The 15865-nt window shown below is 69.2% G+C and carries 16 protein-coding genes; 6 read left to right on the forward strand and 10 right to left on the reverse strand.

The features are described from left to right. Positions 1-33 precede the first annotated feature (33 nt). Positions 34-1386 (forward strand): YihY/virulence factor BrkB family protein, encoded by a 1353-nt coding sequence (locus DV707_RS01780; RefSeq protein WP_103990894.1) that lies wholly within the window; start codon positions 34-36, stop codon positions 1384-1386. Between the two features lie 182 nt (positions 1387-1568). Continuing rightward, positions 1569-2486, forward strand: a complete 918-nt coding sequence (locus tag DV707_RS01785) for a phosphatase PAP2 family protein (RefSeq protein ID WP_103990893.1) — start codon at positions 1569-1571, stop codon at positions 2484-2486. A 38-nt stretch (positions 2487-2524) separates the two neighbouring features. On the opposite strand, the gene glnA is transcribed toward DV707_RS01785, so the two are convergent. Next, the gene (gene glnA, locus DV707_RS01790; RefSeq protein ID WP_103990892.1) at positions 2525-3898 is read right to left on the reverse strand and encodes a type I glutamate--ammonia ligase; all 1374 of its coding nucleotides are present in this window, start codon (positions 3896-3898) and stop codon (positions 2525-2527) included. A gap of 126 nt (positions 3899-4024) precedes the next feature. Here glnA and lrp point away from each other — a divergent pair, with 126 nt between their 5' ends. Then, the gene (gene lrp, locus DV707_RS01795) at positions 4025-4483 is read left to right on the forward strand and encodes an HTH-type transcriptional regulator Lrp (protein WP_103990891.1); all 459 of its coding nucleotides are present in this window, start codon (positions 4025-4027) and stop codon (positions 4481-4483) included. 39 nt (positions 4484-4522) lie between these two features. On the opposite strand, the gene DV707_RS01800 is transcribed toward lrp, so the two are convergent. Continuing rightward, complete coding sequence (locus DV707_RS01800) at positions 4523-5434, reverse strand: HFX_2341 family transcriptional regulator (protein WP_103990890.1); 912 nt, start codon at positions 5432-5434, stop codon at positions 4523-4525. A gap of 147 nt (positions 5435-5581) precedes the next feature. On the opposite strand from DV707_RS01800, the gene DV707_RS01805 reads away from it, so the two are divergent. Continuing rightward, the gene (locus tag DV707_RS01805; RefSeq protein ID WP_103990889.1) at positions 5582-5845 is read left to right on the forward strand and encodes a hypothetical protein; all 264 of its coding nucleotides are present in this window, start codon (positions 5582-5584) and stop codon (positions 5843-5845) included. A 99-nt stretch (positions 5846-5944) separates the two neighbouring features. Here DV707_RS01805 and DV707_RS01810 read toward each other — a convergent pair whose 3' ends face one another. The 4 genes from DV707_RS01810 to DV707_RS01825 all read right to left on the reverse strand — a co-directional run bounded on the left by DV707_RS01810 (position 5945) and on the right by DV707_RS01825 (position 9181). Beyond that, positions 5945-6550 (reverse strand): cysteine hydrolase family protein, encoded by a 606-nt coding sequence (locus DV707_RS01810; RefSeq protein ID WP_103990888.1) that lies wholly within the window; start codon positions 6548-6550, stop codon positions 5945-5947. A 4-nt stretch (positions 6551-6554) separates the two neighbouring features. Beyond that, positions 6555-7373: a YqcI/YcgG family protein gene (locus tag DV707_RS01815; protein ID WP_103990887.1), complete on the reverse strand. Its 819-nt coding sequence runs from the start codon at positions 7371-7373 to the stop codon at positions 6555-6557. Positions 7374-7452: 79 nt separating this feature from the next. Continuing rightward, complete coding sequence (locus tag DV707_RS01820; protein WP_103990886.1) at positions 7453-8955, reverse strand: sodium:solute symporter family protein; 1503 nt, start codon at positions 8953-8955, stop codon at positions 7453-7455. Next, the gene (locus DV707_RS01825) at positions 8948-9181 is read right to left on the reverse strand and encodes a DUF3311 domain-containing protein (protein ID WP_103990885.1); all 234 of its coding nucleotides are present in this window, start codon (positions 9179-9181) and stop codon (positions 8948-8950) included. Before DV707_RS01825 ends, DV707_RS01820 begins: the two co-directional genes overlap by 8 nt. Before the next feature lie 307 nt (positions 9182-9488). Here DV707_RS01825 and dnaG point away from each other — a divergent pair, with 307 nt between their 5' ends. Then, the gene (gene dnaG, locus DV707_RS01830; protein ID WP_103990884.1) at positions 9489-11189 is read left to right on the forward strand and encodes a DNA primase DnaG; all 1701 of its coding nucleotides are present in this window, start codon (positions 9489-9491) and stop codon (positions 11187-11189) included. Position 11190: 1 nt separating this feature from the next. On the opposite strand, the gene DV707_RS01835 is transcribed toward dnaG, so the two are convergent. From DV707_RS01835 to DV707_RS01845, 3 genes are all read right to left on the reverse strand, one after another. After that, on the reverse strand, positions 11191-11742 hold the full coding sequence (locus DV707_RS01835; RefSeq protein ID WP_235010728.1) for a GNAT family N-acetyltransferase: 552 nt from the start codon (positions 11740-11742) through the stop codon (positions 11191-11193). A gap of 16 nt (positions 11743-11758) precedes the next feature. Beyond that, the gene (locus DV707_RS01840; protein WP_103990883.1) at positions 11759-13063 is read right to left on the reverse strand and encodes a DUF92 domain-containing protein; all 1305 of its coding nucleotides are present in this window, start codon (positions 13061-13063) and stop codon (positions 11759-11761) included. A 177-nt stretch (positions 13064-13240) separates the two neighbouring features. Beyond that, complete coding sequence (locus tag DV707_RS01845; RefSeq protein WP_103990882.1) at positions 13241-13996, reverse strand: potassium channel family protein; 756 nt, start codon at positions 13994-13996, stop codon at positions 13241-13243. Between the two features lie 223 nt (positions 13997-14219). Here DV707_RS01845 and DV707_RS01850 point away from each other — a divergent pair, with 223 nt between their 5' ends. Next, positions 14220-14828, forward strand: coding sequence for an undecaprenyl diphosphate synthase family protein (locus DV707_RS01850; RefSeq protein ID WP_103990881.1), 609 nt, complete (start codon positions 14220-14222; stop codon positions 14826-14828). Positions 14829-14921: 93 nt separating this feature from the next. Here the strand turns inward: DV707_RS01850 and uppS are convergent, their stop codons facing one another. Beyond that, positions 14922-15863 (reverse strand): polyprenyl diphosphate synthase, encoded by a 942-nt coding sequence (gene uppS / locus DV707_RS01855; protein WP_103990880.1) that lies wholly within the window; start codon positions 15861-15863, stop codon positions 14922-14924. Positions 15864-15865: the final 2 nt, after the last annotated feature.

Raw genomic sequence — 15865 nt, forward strand, 5'->3', positions numbered from 1 at the left:
TGATTCTTGTGTGGATCCGCCGAACCGGACCGTGTGAGCGTCTCGATCCGCGACCGACTCGCCGTACCGCGCTCGATCGTCGCGACCGTCCGCGACCGGGAGGTGACCTTCCTCGCGGCGGGCATCTCCTATTACGTCCTCGTCTCGCTCGTGCCGCTTCTCACGCTCGCGGTCGTCGTCGCGGCCGTCGTCGGGGGCGCGGACCTCGCGACGCAGGTCCAGTCGATCGCACAGCGGTATCTGCTCCCGACCGGCTCCGAGCTCGTCGCGAGTGCGATCACGGACCCCACGGGACGCGGGACGCTCTCGGTCCTCAGCCTCCTGGTCACGACGTGGGGCGCGCTGAAGCTCTTCCGCGGCATCGACGTGGCCTTCGCCAGGATCTACGAGTATCCGACGAGCCCGATCGTCGAGCAGCTGTCGGACGGGCTCATCACGCTCGCGACGCTCGGCGGCGCGACGATCGGCGTCGTGATCACGACGGCGGTGATGGCGCTCGTCGACGTTCCGTTCGTCGGGATCGTGAGCCCGCTCGTCCTCCTCGCGTTCCTCGTCGTCGCCTTCCTCCCGCTGTATGCCGTCATCCCGGACGTTCCGGTCGGGGTTCGCGACGCCCTCCCCGGCGCGGTCTTCGCCGCCGTCGGCTGGGCCGTCCTGAGCGCCGGATTCGGGCTGTACGCCCAGCTCTCGACCGGCGTCGCCGGCGCGCTCGGCGCGGTCCTCTTGCTCGTCACGTGGTTCTACTTCTCGGGGATCCTCGTGCTCACCGGCGCGGTGCTCAACGCGGTTCTCGCGGGGCGAGGAGAAGACCGAGACCGGCAGGTACAACACCCGCGGGACCGACGTCCCGAGCGGACGATGAGCGCGGACGACGAGACGACCGACGACGACGCCGTGTCCGGGGACGCCGGCCCCGCGAGCGACGCACGCGAGGACCCGAACGGCGCCGACAGCGGCGCCGGCGACGCCGACGATTCCTCGGCCGCCGACACCGACGTGGACCCCCGTGGCGCGCCCGACATCGACCGGCTCGACCGCCGCGTCGAGGAACTGCGCGCCGACCTCGACGCCTTCGAGGAGGACGTCCAGTCCCGTACGGTCGAGCGGCCCGACGTCGAATCGGAGATGCGCCGCTACGTCCGCGGGCGACTCCGGCGGGGGAAGGCCCGCGGCTGGGGGCCGTACCTCGTGCTCCTGTACGGCACGGCGGCGACCATCGCCGCGTTCTACCTGCTGGAGGACGACCTGCTGGCGGTGGTCGCGATGCTCGTGATCTACCTCTCGACGCTCGGGCTCTACGCGCTGTTCGTGATCTTCGGCGTGGGCCTGAACGCCCTCGGGGTGCCCGGCCGCCTCGTCGACTGGGTTCGCGACCGACGGTCCTGAGTCGGTTCTGTTCTGAACCTTCCGATCCTGAACCCTCTGGTCCAGTCCCGAACGGGGAGTCGTCGCCGTCGTCGGGGTCGTCGCACCCCGACGGCGGCGTCCGATCCGCCCTGGCGGCCCGATCCTTCGTGACTGTTCGATTCCCGTGGCTATTTGTCTCCCCCGCGGCGAGTGAGTGATCGATGACCGCTCCAGTAACGCCGCTGGCCTCCCGCGGCGTCGGCGAGATCGCGTTCGCCGAGTCGCTCCCCGAGGCGGTCGCGTCCGTCTTCTGGGTGCTCACACACCTCGGAAACCCGTATCTCCTCCTCGCGCTCGTCGCGCTCGCGTACCTCCTGGGCGACCGCGTCGGCATCTCTCGCCGAAGCGCCGCGTTCGCGCTCGGCCTCGGACTGTGCGCTATCGGGCTCACGGTCGGACTGAAACACCTCTTCGGGCTCCCGCGCCCGCCGGTCTCCTATCGCGACGGCCTGGGCTTCCCAAGCGGGCACGCGCTCGGTTCGACGACGTTCTGGGGCGGCGTCGCCGTCCTCGCCCACCGCGGGCGATGGCGACGCCGACTCGCGCTCGCCGGGGGTGTCGTCGCGGTCGTCGCGCTCTCCCGCGTCCTCATCGGCGTTCACTACCTCGCGGACGTCGCGGCCGGCGTCGCGATCGGCGTCGCCTTCCTCGCGGCGGCGTTCGCGCTCGGACCGGGGTTCGCTCTCGACGATCCGACCGGGGCGCTCGCGGCCCCGACACGCCGGCACGTCACGGCGCTCTTCGGCGCCGCGCTCGCCTTCGGCCTCGCGGCGCTCCTCGTCGCCCCGGGCGAGAGCGAACTGTTCCTCGGGATCGGCACCGCGGCGGGGGCCGTCGTCGCCTGGCACCGACTCGGCGACCGCGCGGCGACGGCGACGATCGACCTCTCGGGACGCGCGCTCGCCGTCGGCGGAACCGGGCTGGCGGTCGTCCTCGGCGCGATGAGCGGGACGGCGAAACTGGCCGAGAGCGGCCTCTTGATCGCTCTCGTCGGTGCCGTCGGTGCGGCCTGCCTGCTCGCGCTCCCGGTCGTCCTGGCACGGACCGCGACGGGCGAGTCCGAGACCCGGAGCTCCTAGACTGACGAAAGAAAAAACCGAAGCGGGGGCCGTCGCGTTCAGTACGTCTCGAGGTAGCGGTCGAGTTCCCACTGGGAGACGTCGATGCGGAACTCGTCGTACTCCTGGGTCTTCGCCTCGATGAACTTCTCGTAGACGTGCTCGCCGAGCGCCTCCTCGATGACCTCGTCCTCTTCGAGCGCGGAGACGGCTTCGCCGAGGTTCGCCGGCAGCGTGTCGATGCCGTACTCCTCGCGTTTCTCCTCGTCGAACTCGTAGATGTTCTCTCTGACCGGGTCGGGCGCTTCGAGGCCCTCCTCGATGCCGTCGAGACCGGCCGTGATGATCGCCGCGAAGGCGAGGTAGGGGTTACACGACGGGTCCGGCGAGCGGAGTTCGATCCGGGAGGCCGCGGGGACGCGGGCGGCCGGCTTGCGGATCAGCGCCGAGCGGTTCCGGTCGGACCACGCGACGTAGACGGGCGCCTCGTACCCGGGGACGAGGCGCTTGTAGGAGTTCACCGTCGGGTCGGCGACGGCCGTGATCGCCGGGGCGTGTTCGAGGACGCCCGCGAGGAACGAGTGCGCGGTGTCCGAGAGGTTGAACTCGTCGTCCTCGTCGTGGAAGGCGTTGTTGCCGTCCTCGTCGAACAGCGAGACGTGGGTGTGCATCCCCGAGCCGTTGATCTTCGGGATCGGCTTGGGCATGAACGTCGCGTGGAGGTCGTGCTGGGCCGCGATGGCGCGGACGACCGTCCGGAACGTCCCGACGTTGTCGGCGGTGGTGAGGGCGTCGTCGTACTCGAAGTTGATCTCGTGTTGGCCCTCGGCGACCTCGTGGTGGCTGGCCTCGATCTCGAAGTCCATCTGTTCGAGGCCGTAGATGATGTCGCGGCGGACGTCGCTCGCGAGGTCCTTCGGCGCGAGGTCGAAGTAGCCGCCGGCGTCGTTGGTCTTCGTCGTCGCGCGGCCCTCCTCGTCCTCCTCGAAGAGGAAGAACTCCGGTTCGGGGGCGACGTTGACGGTGTATCCCATGTCCTCTGCGCGTTCGAGCACGCGCTTGAGGACGGTTCGCGGGTCGCCCTCGAAGGGCTCGCCCGTCGACGTGTTGATGACGTCGCAGATGAGTCGCGCCGACCGGCCGTCGCGCCACGGGAGGATCGCGAACGTCTCGGGGTCGGGCTTGAGGCGCATGTCCGACTCCTGGATGCGGACGAAGCCCTCGATGCTGGACCCGTCGAAGTAGATGCCGTCCGTGAAGGCCTTCTCGGCCTGCGTCGCCGGGACGGCGACGTTCTTTACGGTCCCGAGGATGTCGGTGAACTGCAGGCGGAGAAAGTCGACGTCTTTCTCCTCGATCTCGTCGATGACGCGCTGTGCTTCGGCGGAGAGCCCGCCGTCGGGTGCGGCGGAAGATTCGTTTTCGTCCGTCATATCCTGGACAATCGAATCCGAACACTCCCAGTATAAAGACGTTATCGCTTAGTGCAAATGCCCCTACTCTCATTTTGAATTGGATATTCGTAAAATTCTAATGCCCCGAGACGCATCGTGAGTGTAATGACGTACGAAAACCTCGACGCAAAACTGATCAACGCACTACTCGGGGACGGTCGCGCCAGCCTCCGAAGCCTCGCGGAGGACCTCGACGTCTCGGTCACGACCGTCTCGAATCACCTCCGGGACCTCGAAGACGAGGGCGTCATCGAGGGGTACTCCCCGCGCGTGAACTACGACGCGCTCGGCTACGACGTCACGGCGATCATCCAGCTGAAGGTCGAGGGGAGCGCCCTCCCGGACATCACCGAACGGCTCAAGGGACACAAACAGATGGTCACCGTCTACGAGGTGACCGGCGACTACGACGTCATCGCGGTCGGGAAGTTCGAGGACACCGACGGGATGAACGACCAGATCAAAGAGCTGCTCACGGACACGGACATCCGCGAGTCGAACACGAGCGTCGTCCTCAACGCCGTCGTCGAGAACGCGCAGTTCGATCTCGACGTCGACGAGTAGCCCCGACACCGGCGTCGTCGGGACGCTCACCGACGACGGTCAGTCCGAGAGCGGTTCGTCCTCCGCGTGGGCGCGCACCCAGAGCTGCCCGATCCGCGAGAGCCGGGTCCGGTAGGACTTCCCGTGTTCCTCCTGTTCGATGTACCCCTTCCCGCCCGGGCCGAGTCGGTCGACGTTGTAGATGACCTTCGATCTGAACGAGTCGGTGTACTCCTCGTTCATGTCGCGGGCGAGCGTCTCCGCGAGCTCGGAGACCGAGTCGAACTCGCCGTACTCGCCGAGCTCGAAGAGGATGACCTCCTCGAACGGCTTGACGTTCTGGAAGGACGCGATCGGCAGCTCGACGATGTGGCTGTCGCCGATGCGCTTCGCGCCGATGGTCGTCCCGCGCTCGTCGAACTCCTCTAGGATGTCTTCGGCCGACTCGTAGCGCTCGCGGACCCGCTCGTCCTCGACGTCCGCGCCGGCCAGCAGCTCTCCGAGCAGTTCCTTCGCCGCGCGGACCTCCTCGGCGAGATCGGTCTCTAAGTACTTCTCCGGAGCCGTGTAGTAGGTGTGGATCCGGTCGCGGTCCTCCTGGCGCTCGACCATGATCGAGTGGGCGGCGGTGGCGAAGGCGAAGGAGACCGGCCGCGGCATCGCCGAGACGTTCACCCACACCTCCGAGTCCCCGGCGGCGTCGAGTTCGGCGTTGATGAGGTCGTAGGCCTGCTCGAACGCCGCGTCGTAGTCGTACACGTCGGCGACGACGACGCGCTCGGTGTCGGATCCGAGCAGGTTCTGGAAGTCCTTCTCCAACTTCCCCGAGAGGTTCCGCGAGTACTCGACGTTCGACTCGCTGCCGACGGCCCCCTCCAGGAGGATCACCCGGTCGACGTCCTGCTGGTCCCGGATGAGCGGGGCGATGAGCCGGTCGTAGTCGAAGCCGACCGGCACGATGTGAGTCTGCATACGCCCTCGTTCGCCGGGGGCGACCATAAAAAGCGCGAGGCGGTCGGCCGCGGGAGGCGAGCGCCGCGTGGCGGAAGATACCACCGAGGTCGACCGCGCGACATATTTATCATTATCTACCGTGTTATTCTAGACAGGGTGGTATGTGTGACCACACCGAGGCGGGCGAAGGCGGACCGGCGCCGAGAGGCGGTCCTCTCGGGTAGCACGCTCTGGGCGTCCCTAGAGTGTCTGCTGGGCGGCGTCGCCGCGGGCGTCCTCGTACTCCTCGCGCTGCCGACGCTCTCGGATCTGGCGGGGTCATTAGGCCTGCTCTCGACGACGGTCCTGGCGTTCGTCTTTCTCTTCTTGTGGCTCTCGCTGTGGGCGGTCATCGGAACGGTTCACGAGCGGGCCGCGGCGACCGGCTGACGCGGTCCGTCTCTGCGTCTCGAGCTGCGCCCCCGGCGCAGACCGTCCCTTTGCCGCGCTACGCGCGACTGTCCCCGCCGATCCCGACGCCGTCCACCCCTACGCGCCGGGTTCTCGCCGGACCGCCGCGAGCACGTCGTCGGTCCCGACCACGTCGGCGAACTCGCCGTACAGGTGCGTCAGCGCGGTTCGGTGGACTTCCGAGGCGACGTAGTGCGTTCCGTCGGGGGCGTCGCGCTCGAACGTCGCGGTCGCGTCGGCGACGACGACCGGATCGAACCCGAGGTTCTCCGCCAGGCGCGTCGTCGTCGACACGCAGTGGTCCGTCGTGAGGCCGACGATCACGACGGTCTCACACCCGCGTTCGCGGAGCCGTTCCTCCAGATCGGTCCCGACGAACGCCGCGTTCACCCGCTTCGTGAACACCGGCTCGTCGTCGCGGGGCGCAGTCTCGGGTTTCCACGCGAAGCCGGGGGCGTCCCCGCGAAGCGGGGAGTCGGGTTCCGTGGAGTCGTGGCGGACGTGGAACCGGGGCAGGTCGGCCGCGCGCCACGCCTCCAGGAGGCGCGCGGCGTTCGCCTCGGCGTCGGGGTTGTTGCGCTCGCCCCAGGCGGGATCGTCGAACCCCGTCTGGAGGTCGACGAGCACGAGCGCGGGCGCGTCGCCGAGGCGCTCACGGAGCCGCGCGGGTTCAGTTTCGGGCATCGGCTCAGTCGTCACCGGCCGAGGCCCGCGGCTCCGTCCGCGGCGGCGCGGCCTTCGGGTGCTCGCGCGTCACCGCGATCGGACACTCGTCGGGCGACTGCTCGGGGTCCTCTCGGAACAGGTACTGCGGCCACTCGTGGTCGCCCTCGACGCCCCAGTCGCCGAGGTCCGCGTGCGGACAGACGCCGTCGTACTCCTCCAGTCGCCCCTGGATCTGCTCGCGTGCGCGCTCGCCCGCCTCGGTGTCGTGGGTGATGCCGTCGAAGAGGGCGCGAGGCTGGAACGTGATCTCCAGGCCGACCGGACAGTAGCGGCTCTTTCGGTCGTCGTAGAACGGTGCTCGGCACGTCGGGAACATCGGTTCGCCGCCGAAGCAGAACTCCCAGTGGGGGTCGTCGGGGTCGGTCGGGATGTCCGCGGGCCACGGTTCGGGGTCGTGGACGTGGAGGAACTGGAGGAGGTGCCACAGCGTCTCGTGGTAGTCGGCCTCCGTGAACGCCCGCTCGGGCGGCTTGAAGAACGTCACCAGCGAGGCCCGCCCCGGCGCGTCGGGGTAGGCGTCGAGGTACTCGAGCAGCGTGTCGCGAAACGCCAGGAGCGCGTCGGGGTCGGTGGTCGACGGCACGGCCGTGTAGAGCGGTTCGCCGTCGCGGACCGACTGCGCCCCGAAGTGACACGGGAACGGCGTTCCGTTCCGCTCGCCGAGCAGCGCGTCGGTGAAGGTCTCGAAGTGGCGGCGGACCCACCGGGGGACGTCGCCGTCGTCGACGCGGGCCGAAAGCGTCTCCTGGTCCACGAGCGACTGGACACCCGATTCGTTCATACCGAGGGCACGGATTCCGCGATCAAGAGCGCTTCGCCGGCTCCGAGACGTCGGGAAGGGAACCCGGACGACCGGCCCGTCAGTCCGCGCGCGTCCCGACGGCGAACCGATCGGCGCGCTCGTCGGCGTCGGCCGCGGTCAGGAGCGAGCCGCCGACGGTGAGAAGCAGGGAGAGCGCCATCCCGTAGAGCGCGAAGTCCCAGGTGAAGTACGTCGAACCGAACACCGCGACGCCGCCGATCGTCGTCGCGGGGACGAACACGTGGGCGACGTAGAACAGTTGCGAGCCCACGATGCCGGCGAACATCCCCTGACGGGTCGTCCGCGGCCAGTAGAGCGCGACGATCACCGGCAGGGCGAGCTGGGCGTAGCCGCCGAAGGCGGTGTCGCCGACGGTGATGAGCGTCCCCGGCCGGAACAGGCTGACGACGAACGTCCCGATCGCGAAGGCCGCGACGCCCAGGCGGGCGATCCACGCCTCGCGGGTCGTGGAGGCGTCGGGGTTGACGAACGGTCGATAGAGGTCCCGGGTCAGGTACGACGACCCCGAGAGCAGCATCGAATCGGAGGAGGACATCATCGCCGCCATCGCGCCGGCGACGACGAGCGCGGCGAACCACGCGGGCGTGTACGCGTTCAAGACGACCGGCACGACGTTCGCGCCCTCGGGGACGGCCACGCCGAGGCCCGCCGCCCACGTGCCCAGGAGGAACGCCGGCACGAAGAGCAGGAGGACGAGCACCGGCCACAGCGAGAAGGAGCGCTTCAGCACCCGGACGTCCTTGGCGACGAAGAAGCGCTGGTTGATCTGCGGGAACATCGCGACGCCGAAGGCGATGGTGACGGCCTGGGCGATCATCCACTGCGGCGAGTACAGGCCCCCGCCGAGGCTGAGGAACTCGGGGTTCGACGCCGCGAGCGACGTCGACACCGCGTCGAGACCGCCCGCGGCCGAGAGCACCCAGCCGACGGCGATCCAGACGATCCCGAGCATAAACACGCCCTGGATCGTGTCGGTCCAGGCGACGCCGCGGAGGCCCGCGAGGACGACGTAGACGATCATGAACAGCGTGATCGCGGCCGCGCCGATCCAGTAGGGAACCGCCCCGTCGGAGAGGCCGACGATGGCCTCGCCCGCGCCCATCTGCTGGAGCATCACGTACGGGAACAGCCAGAAGAGCGAGACGCCGGCGACGAGCGCGCGGAGGCGCTTCGAGCCGAACCGGTCGCCCAGCATCTCGCCGAGGGTCACGTAGCTCTCGTAGCGGCCGATGAGCCACTGGCGGTAGCCGATCACGTACCAGAGGATCGCGAAGAGGATCCCGTCCATCAGCCCCATCACGAGGATCCACTCGGGGCCGGCGGTGTACGCGAGGTTGGGGCCGCCGAAGAAGGTGAAGGCCGACAGCAGCGTCGCGAACGTCGTGAACAGGAGGACGCCGGTGCCGATCGAGCGACTCGCGAGGTAGTAGTCCTCGGCGTCCCGCCCGGTCACCCGGTAGGCGAACACGCCGACCGCGAGCGCGACCACGAGGTACGCGCCCACGACCCCGAGTTGGACGAGCAGTTCCGATTCAGCCATCGAACCCCACCTCCTCGGGGTCCACGTTCATCCCCCGGTCCCACGCCCCGCGGGCGAACAACGCGAACGCGACCGAGGCGAGCCCCATCCAGCCGATGTGCCACCAGAGCCACACCGGGAGCCCGAGCCACGTCGCCGCGTTCCCCCAGAGGAACCACGGGATTGCGAACGCGACGAGCACTACGAAGACGCCGATCCACAGATAATCCGTCTTCCGTCGTCTCATCGGAGCAGAGTAATTACTCGACATACGTAAATATTGCTCTTATGAGTTCATTAGCACACTACGAAGAATATTTTTCTTCGATAAGCCAGAACGGAGTCTCTCGGCATCTCACTCGCGCACGCGGAGATCTTACGTTCGGACGTCGACCGACGCGGTCCCGCGCCCCGCATCCGAGCGATCGGCGTCGATCGCCGCTGCTCCTCTCAGGTACGATAGATATTTGCCGCGAGCAGCCCATATATAAGCACGTCATCGGGTTTCCCATGACGCTCACATCACCATCACGCCCCTTCGGGGGTATTCACCAATGGAAGACACCGAAAAATACCTCATCCACGCAGCGATCACCGCCGACGGCATCGTCGAACGGTCCGACGTCGTCGGGGCCATCTTCGGGCAGACCGAAGGGCTCCTCGGCGACGACCTGGACCTCCGCGACCTCCAGCAGTCGTCGAAGGTCGGGCGCATCGACGTCGAAATCGACTCCCAGAACGGCCAGTCGTTCGGGACAGTCACCATCGCGAGCAGCCTCGACCGGGTCAAGACCGCGATCCTCGCCGCCTCCCTCGAGACGATCACCCGCGTCGGGCCCTGCCGGGCCACCGTCGAGGTAACCGACATCGAAGACGTCCGGGAGGCGAAGCGGCGCGAGGTCGTCGAGCGGGCGAAGGAACTCCTCTCCGAATCGTTCGACGAGAGCGTGATCTCCTCGACGGAGATCTTAGAGGAGGTCAAAGAGAGCGTCCGCATCGAGGACATAAGCGAGTACGAGGGCCTCCCCGCCGGCCCCCACGTCGCGGACTCCGACGCGGTGGTCGTCGTCGAGGGTCGGGCGGACGTCCTGACGCTTCTGAGCTACGGCATCAAGAACGCCATCGCCGTCGAGGGGACGAACGTCCCCGACGCCGTGGCCGATCTCACCGCCGAACGGACCACGACCGCCTTCTTCGACGGCGACCGCGGCGGCGAACTCATCCTCCGCGAACTCACCCAGGTGGGCGACGTCGACTACGTCGCGTTCGCGCCGAAGGGGCGGTCCGTCGAGGACCTCGAACGCCACGAGGTCTTCGCCGCGCTCCGCGACAAGGAACCGATCGAGTCCTTCGAGATCGAGGGGACGGTCCCGAGCGGGGACGACGCGGAGCCGGCCGGAGAGGGTGACCAACCGGACCCTCTGCGGGGGTCGCCGACGACTGAGTCGGCGGCCCCGCGGTCCGACGGATCCGAATCGAAGCGCGCGAACGAACGCGATCCCGTCACGGATTCGGGGCTGACGCCGCCGAACGACGCCGGGGCGGTCGGAGAGTCGGACTCCGCGTCGCCCGAGTGTTCGACCGGAAGCGCCGCGGTCGGCGCGACCGACGTGATCGACGAACCGGCCGAAGACGACGGCACGTCGGACGCGGCGCCCGAGGACGTCGGAACCGCGTCCGCCCGATCCGCCGGGTCGGACGTCGAGCGCGATCCCGACTCCGGAACCCCCGACACGGACGCAGGCGACGTCGCGCCCGGGGATGCGACGGACGCCGCGTCTACGGGAGGCGCCGTTTCCGACGCTCCCGCGGGAGACACCGCTTCCGACGCGACGGCCTCTGAACGCGACGACGACGAGGACGGCACGGAGGCGGACTCGGACGCCTCGGCCGAAACGGATGCCGAAGGGGAGGACGCGGCGGAGGCAGACGCCGCCGGCGACCGCCCGCGCTCGCTCAGAGACCACGTCCGCGAGGTCATCGACGGCGACACCGGGGCGATCCGTCTCCTCGACGACGAGTTCGGCACCCTCGAGGAGCGGCCGGCCGAGGACGCCTTCGACGCCCTCGCCGACGCCGACCCGGCGCCGTACGCCGCGGTCGTCGACGGTGAGTTCACGCAGCGGCTCCTCGACGTGGCGGCCCAGCGCGGGGTCGACCACGCCGTCGCGACGTCGACCGGCGAGTTCGTCAAGAAACCGGTCGGGACGCGGCTCCTGACGGCGGACCAGCTCGCGAACTCGGTCGCGAACTGAGTCATACGACGTCGTAGGCGTAGAAGACGGCGTCTCTCGACCCCTCCATCGATCCCTCCTCGTAGAACGCCGGCCGGTAGTCGATCCGCCGGAACCCGACCGACTCGTACAGCGAGCGCGCGGGGTCGTTGTCGGCGGCGACGGCGAGCGTCACCCGCGTCCCCGGCTCCTGGCAGTCGATCGCTGCCCGGAGGAGCGCCCGTCCGCGGCCCTCTCTGCGGTGGGCGGGGTGGACGACGAGCTCCGCGAGGTGGACGTCGTCGCCGCCGATCAAGAGGACGTAGCCGACGGGCGTGCCGGCGGTCGCCGGACGGTTGCTGTCGACCGCCGGGCAGTCGCTGTCGATCGTCAAGTGATCGTTGTCGATCGTCGAGCGGTCGCTGTCGGTCGCGCCGGTGTCGGCCGCCGTCCCCGGATGCCCCTCGTCGGCGACGCTGACGAGACAGGTCCCGAGCGACGCGAACGAGGCGAGCAGTCGCGGTGAGGGCGCATCGAGGTGCGACTGGAGCGAAGCCAGTACCGGCGCGTCGGAGGGTCGTGCGCTTCGGATCACGACTGTATCGGGACCGTCACAGCAGCGCGAACACGGCGAGCGCGCTGACGACCGCGCCGACGAGGGTCGCGGCGAAGTTGACCGCCTCGTTGCCGAACGTCGCGCCCTCGACGGTCGCGCCCAGGAGGCTGTCGGCGTTCATCCCGAGGAACCCGCCGAGCGCGACGACGGCCGCGCCGAGCGGCGTGACCCCGGGCAGGAGCGCGAGGGCGACGGCGCCGACGACGGCCGAGCCGATCAGTCCGAACACCTCGCCCTGCCAGGTGACTCCCCCGTCGGTGCCCGGCGGCACGGTCTCGAACGTCGTGATGAGCCGCGGGTCGTCGTACAGTCCGCCGAGTTCCGAGGAGAGCGTGTCGCTCAGCGCGGCCGCCATCGACCCGGCGAAGGCGTACTGAAAGAGGGTCCCGTCGACCGGGAACGACTGACTGGCGGCGAAGCAGATGACGCAGACCAGCGCGACGGCGGCGTTCCCGAGCACGTTCCCGGTCCCGCGGGCGCCCTCGTTCTCCTCGGCGATCCCGCGCTCGGTCTTCTCGTCGTATCGGTACTTCGTCGAGAGCGACCCGACGCCGAAGAAACTGATGAGCACGGCGAACCAGCCGACGCCGCCGAAGACGATCACGAGCAGGCCGAGGAGGACCCCCGAGAGCATCCCGGCGACCGAGGCCGCCCCGAGCGCGTAGGAGGCGATCCCCAGCGCGACCGTGACGGCGAGGCCGGCGACCACGTCGAGGGTCCCGACGGCGACCGCGAGCGCGTCGAACAGCCACAGCAGCATCCCCGTCGAGAGCATCACCAGCGGGTCGTCGCGCTCGAAGAGCATCTCCCTGAACAGCGCCGCGACGAGCGTGCCCGCGACCGCGAGGAAGGCAAAGCGCGGCAGGAGGACCGCCGTCGACGACAGCGACGCCACCGCGGCCTGCCCCGCGACGCCCGCGAGGCTCCCGCCGAGTCCGAACCCGGCCGCCCCGAGGAACGGGTTGTCCGTCGTCTCGGCGACGAGGCGCTTGCCGAGGTTGCCGTAGGCGAGGACCATCACGGCGGCGACGAAAAGCGGCACGGGCAGGCCGATCTCGGTCGCGAGGATGGCGAGTCCGGCGGCCGCCAGCGCGAACCCGGCGAGCCCGTTCAGTCGGCCCTCGCGGCGGTCCGCCGGCCGGGCGAACAGCTCGAACAGCGGGCCGTCGGTGATCCCGAACGCGGCGGCGACCGCGACCGCGGCGAAGGGGGCGAACGCCGCCCGTCCGAGCACCGGCGCGGCCACCGCCAGGGTCCCCACCAGGGCGAACCCGCCCGCCCGCCGGAGCGTCGGTTGCACGTCTCCGGATACCCCCGACGCGCACTTAACCCTCCCGACATCCGGCATCGCCGTCCCCCGGCCTGCGGACCCGCCGACCCCGGACGGTGTCTCGCCCCCGCCGCGTCGGCCCCGCCGTTGCTGTCCCGAACGTGACCGTCTGCGCGACCGACGCTCTCGATGCTTCCGGCGCCGAGATCACAGCGTCGACGTCACCTGCTCGGCGCTCGCGACCTCGGGGATGATCACCTCGTCCGCGCCGGCGCGGCGCGCGAGCGCCTCGTACATCCCGTCGCCGACGCGGACGACCAGTCGGACCGTCGGCGCGATCTGGCTCGCCCCCATCGCGATCTGGATGTTCGCGTTCGAGTCGTCGATCGCGCCGACGACCGTCGCCGCCCGTTTGACACCGGCGTCCCGCAGCACCTGCTCCCGTCGAGCGTCGCCCTGCACCGCGAGGATGTCGTCGTCGATCGCGCGCTGAAACTCCGCGTCCTGCTGTTCGATCACCACCACGTCCCGGCCCTCGTCTCGAAGCCGCCAGGCGACGGTCTTCCCGAACGTGCCGTAGCCGCAGATGATGATGTGGCCGTCCAACTCGTCGATCGTCCGTTCGATCTGCATCTCTCTGAACTCCGTCCGTATCCGTCCGCCGAAGGCGGCCGAGAACACCGTCTCACCGATCCAGAGGCCGGTGACGACGAGCCCCGACAGCACGACGACCGCGTACCCCTTCGTGAGCGTCTCGGCTCCCCCGTGCGCCTGGAAGTGCAACTCGATGCTCGTCGGGTCCAAGAGCCAGAAGAGCGCGTCGACGACGCCGACGCCGCCCAGCGAACTGAATCCCGCGACGCCGAGGACGACGACGGCCCCGAAGGCCGCGACCGGGCGGAGGAGCCGGCGCAGCAGCGGTCGCTGAACGACTGCCCGAATCGGTCCGGACGAACCGCTCACGGCTCTCCCCGGCCCGATGTCCGCCTTCGGATCATATTTTTATATTCCGGTGCTAGAAACGCATTGAGCCCCGTCATCGTATACCTATCTCGTGGAGTGGAGTCTCTTCCAACACTTAATATCGCTTTCTATGACATAATTTAACATAATATTGTCTCGCTGAGGTGTTCGGCCCCTCCGCGAAAACCGGAGGCATATATCGCCGTGGCTCGCAAAACCACCCGTGGGACTGTACGACCGCTACCTCGCCCTCCGTCACCGGCTCCACGACGCCGACCCGCCCGCGCACGTCGCGGTCGTGATCACCGAGCGGGACCTGCTCGAACAGGGGGCCTACGGGACGCTCGCGGAGTTCCTCGGGTGGGCCTTCGAGTACGGCGCCGAGCGCGTCACCGTCTCGGTGAGCGTGCTCGACGAGGCCGTGGTGCCGACCCTGTCGCGAGAGCTTCGGAACGTCGAGTCGCCCCGCCCCGTCGCGGTCCGCGAACCGGGCGACACCGAACGGGCCGACGCGCCCGTTCGGGTGAACATCGGGCTCGGCGGGAAGCGCGAGTTCGCCGCGGCGGTGCGCCGGATCGCCGAGTCCGTCGAATCGGGTGAACTCTCGCCCGACGAGGTCGACGCCGGCGAGATAGAAGAGCGGCTCGTCTTCGACGACGAGCCGGACCTGCTGATCAAGACCGGCGCCGAGCGCCTGTCTGACTTCCTCATCTGGCAGTCGGTCTACTCGGAACTGTACTTCACCGACGTCAACTGGCGGGACTTCCGGCGGCGGGACTACCTCCGCGCCGTGTTGGACTACCAGAACCGACAGCGGCGGTTCGGTCGGTGATCGGCGCCGGCGGCGTCTCGCGAGACCAGTTGCCTCGCGGGGCGGACACGCTACGGCGGTGCGAACTGTCGCCGGTCGTGGAACGGCGGCCGATCAGTCCGCGCGCTCGCCCGCCTCCGCGCCGCGCTGGCGCTCCAGTTCCGCGGAGACCTCGCGAGCGCCCGCGGAGGGGAGTTGCGTCCGAAGCCGTCCGGCGACGGTCTTCGCGTCCGCGAGCTCGGTCTCGGCGACCGCCCGGAGGATGCCGACGGCGCGTTCGGTCCGGGACTGCTGCCAGGACTGCTCGCGGGCCTGGTAGGTGCGCAGACCGCGGAGGAAGTCCACCTTCGAGAACTCCGGCCAGTAGGGCGCACAGAAGTAGACGGCCGCCTCGTTGCCGTTGGCGTGCCACGGCAGGAAGTTCGAGGTCCGCTCGTCGCCGCCGGTCCGGATGATCAGGTCGACGTCCCGCGTCGTGTGCTCCGCCAGACGGTCCTCGACGGCGTCGGCGTCGACCTCGTCGGGCGAAAGCTCCCCGGCGGCGACCTCGTCCGCGACCGTCCTGGCCGCACCCAGCAGTTCGGACCGGCCGCCGTACGCCAGGGCGACGTTGAGTCGGAGCGAGTCGTACTCGGCCGTCCGCGACTCCGCGTAGTCGACGGCGTCGCGGACCCGCGCGGGCAGTCGCTCGACGTCGCCGATCGCGCCGATCCGGACGCCGTTCTCGTGGACGCGGTCGGCGTCGGCGAACTCGTAGAGCTTCGATTCCAGCAGGTCGAAGAGGGGTTCGAGCTCCTCGTCGGGACGGTCGAAGTTCTCCGTCGAGAAGGCATACAGCGTGAGTTCCTCGATCCCCAGCTCCTCACACCAGTCGAGGACGCGTTCCGTCGTCTTCGCGCCCTCGCGGTGTCCGTCGGGGGCGTCCGCGCCGCGCTCGCGGGCGTAGCGTCGGTTGCCGTCCTGGATGATCGCGACGTGGGTGGGCGCGGCCTCCAGCTGTCGGCGGAGCATCCGCTCGTACGCGTCGGTGAAGCGTCGGCGGAGCCACTTCGGCATAC

The organism is Halobellus limi (genome assembly GCF_004799685.1).
Classification (GTDB): Archaea; Halobacteriota; Halobacteria; order Halobacteriales; family Haloferacaceae; genus Haloquadratum; species Haloquadratum limi.

Coding starts and splice junctions, on each gene's coding strand:
- DV707_RS01815 (WP_103990887.1), bottom strand. CDS start 7,373: ATGAACGAATCGGGTGTCCAGTCGCTCGTGGACCAGGAGACGCTTTCG.
- uppS (WP_103990880.1), bottom strand. CDS start 15,863: ATGCCGAAGTGGCTCCGCCGACGCTTCACCGACGCGTACGAGCGGATG.
- DV707_RS01825 (WP_103990885.1), bottom strand. CDS start 9,181: ATGAGACGACGGAAGACGGATTATCTGTGGATCGGCGTCTTCGTAGTG.
- dnaG (WP_103990884.1), top strand. CDS start 9,489: ATGGAAGACACCGAAAAATACCTCATCCACGCAGCGATCACCGCCGAC.
- DV707_RS01785 (WP_103990893.1), top strand. CDS start 1,569: ATGACCGCTCCAGTAACGCCGCTGGCCTCCCGCGGCGTCGGCGAGATC.
- DV707_RS01810 (WP_103990888.1), bottom strand. CDS start 6,550: ATGCCCGAAACTGAACCCGCGCGGCTCCGTGAGCGCCTCGGCGACGCG.
- lrp (WP_103990891.1), top strand. CDS start 4,025: ATGACGTACGAAAACCTCGACGCAAAACTGATCAACGCACTACTCGGG.
- DV707_RS01820 (WP_103990886.1), bottom strand. CDS start 8,955: ATGGCTGAATCGGAACTGCTCGTCCAACTCGGGGTCGTGGGCGCGTAC.
- glnA (WP_103990892.1), bottom strand. CDS start 3,898: ATGACGGACGAAAACGAATCTTCCGCCGCACCCGACGGCGGGCTCTCC.
- DV707_RS01800 (WP_103990890.1), bottom strand. CDS start 5,434: ATGCAGACTCACATCGTGCCGGTCGGCTTCGACTACGACCGGCTCATC.